Source organism: Dulcicalothrix desertica PCC 7102 (assembly GCF_003991905.1).
Lineage (GTDB): Bacteria > Cyanobacteriota > Cyanobacteriia > Cyanobacteriales > Nostocaceae > Dulcicalothrix > Dulcicalothrix desertica.
Window position 1 is genome coordinate 1 of record NZ_RSCL01000019.1, and the last position, 2,441, is coordinate 2,441.

Sequence of the window (2,441 nt, forward strand, 5' to 3'; positions counted from 1 at the left end):
ATATTCCACAATTTGATGGTTTTGTCAGCACCAGCAGAAGCAAGAGTTTTGCCATCTGCACTTATTGCCACGCTATAGACCTCAGCAGTATGCCCACTCAAGCTAGAAATGAGTTTACCAGTGCTTATATTCCACAATTTGATGGTTTTGTCAGCACCAGCAGAAGCAAGAGTTTTGCCATCTGCACTTATTGCCACTTCTATGACTTTATCATTATGCCCACTCAAGGTAGAAATGAGTTTACCAGTGCTTATATTCCATAATTTGATGGTTTTGTCCCAACTTGCAGAAGCAAGAGTTTTGCCATTTGCACTTATTGCCACGTTACTGACTGTATCAGTATGCCCTTGTAACTGATTGCGTTCCCTAATATATGACAATATATATTGTAAAATCCATCCTGGATTGTAAGTAGGATAATCTGCTAAAGGTTTATCGTTGACTAAATTTTTCAATTCCCGCCCAACCCTCATAACCCTTACCAAACTCTCTAGTTCTCCTCCTAAAAATGGTTGTTGTAATAAATTTATTCCAGTTACTTCCAATTTTGTCGCCATCAGTTCTTTTTGAGCATTGTTAGCAAGTACTGAAGCAATAATTGCTCCCATAGTAGACAATATCAAAAACGTAGAACCAAACTGAATCATTCGCTTCGATTTCTTTTGCGCTTTGTTTAACGTTTCATTCGCTGCTGATAATATCCTACCTTCTTCTTCTTGAACAGCTAAAGAAGCTTCAAGTTCCCTTTTTTCTAATTCCTGAGAAGCTGCTAAATACCGAGAATCTTCATTACTTAAGCTTTTCTGAGTAGACCACTGCAAAGCATTTTGTAAAGCTTGTCCTCGCAATAGTTGTGACTCGTCCTCATAGTTACTATCAACCCATACTTGAAAGTTTTCCGAATATGGGCGTAGTTTACTTAACTCTTTTTCTACCCAAGTTAAATTTAATACCGATTCATATATTTTGTTATAGACTTTGAGAATATTCTGTTGTTTAACCACTAAGCCAGTCAGGCGAAATCTTATTTGTTCTAGACTTTCGTCAGCATGAATGTACCCCGATAGCAATATTTGCTGATACCATCCTAAAAAACGCCCCGCTATTTGCTCTCCTAATAACATTCGGTATCTGATTGTTTTTACATGTTCTGGTTCATCATGACTTTCCCAATTTTCAATAATATTTTTTTGAATTATATCGTGTACATAAGATGCGATATGTGGAGACGCGATTAATCCCTTCGGGAAAACCTCCAGTTTACGCGTCTCTACATTCAGGTCTGTGGCAATTAACCTGCATACTTTCTGTGTTAAAAAAGGTTGCCCCCCTGTCCAAGTCAATATTTCTCGTATTAATGCGTTAGGATTTTCTATTTGACCCTGAAATCCCTTTTCCAGAGGTTCAATTTCACTTTCTTTAAATCCTTCGAGTTGAATCGCACGACCTATATTAAACGGTGTTCGCCTTTTATCCGCAATTAAATCTCCAGGGGTGACTACTCCTACTAACGCAAAAGTCAGGCGCCCATACTGCGAGTTAAAATTACGCTTTTCATAACAGCTTCTGATTAACGCAAAAAAATCATCCGTAGGAAAGCCTAAACTCAAAATACTATCGATTTCGTCAATAAATATAACTATCTTTCTTTGGATAGATGCTAATAATACAGTTTCTATGAACTCTTCTAAACGCTCTACAGCAGTAATAGCGCCTCTCTCTTGCCACCAATTACGGAGAATGTCTGATGGATTACCTAGGTTAAAATTAGTTGTAAGCTTGTAAATAATACCAGCATACCACTGTTCTGATTTTATATCTCGACTACCTCGCACCGAGAAATCAAGAGAAGTACAAGCAAACCCCTCTGCTTGTAATTTGTTCATTGTCCGAACTATTAAGCTCGTTTTACCCATTTGGCGAGAGTTAAAAATATAACAGAACTCTCCCGCCTTTAAGCTGTGGTACAGGTCAAAATCTGCTTGTCTAACAACGTAAGAAGGGGCGTTTTCTCCTAAACTACCTCCGACTTTATACTCATAATTTGTTGTCATGATTGAGTTACCGTATATAGAAACTACTTAAGTGAGGTGTGTGAAAGCAGTTTAATCTTTCGTTATACCTTGATTGTAATAGCTTTCACGCACCATATATATCAAAACATGACCGAATTCGAGTTAAGCCATGAGAAATTTAAGTTATCTTCGACTTATAACTAACTTTAACAACAATATAATTATTTTGTAAAGCGGTGCCTGCTATTGGGAATTAATGACCTAGACTACGATTATGAGTTCCAACTTACATTCTCATTTATTAGGACACAGCTCCTTTCTTTCTTGCTCACGGGTGGCGAGGTATTCTTTTAAATAGTCGCAACTGCGCGCGAGTAAATCATCTAAATCTAAATTCCACAATTTGATGGTTTTGTCAGCACTTGC

At 37.5% G+C, this 2,441-nt stretch carries 1 protein-coding gene; it reads right to left on the reverse strand.

Annotation, left to right across the window (positions count from 1 at the left end; translation table 11 throughout):
* Positions 1 to 2,054, reverse strand: a 2,054-nt coding sequence (locus DSM106972_RS33375) for a WD40 repeat domain-containing protein (RefSeq protein WP_201800819.1), incomplete at its 3' end; no start/stop codon positions are given.
* Between the last annotated feature and the right edge of the window lie 387 nt (positions 2,055 to 2,441).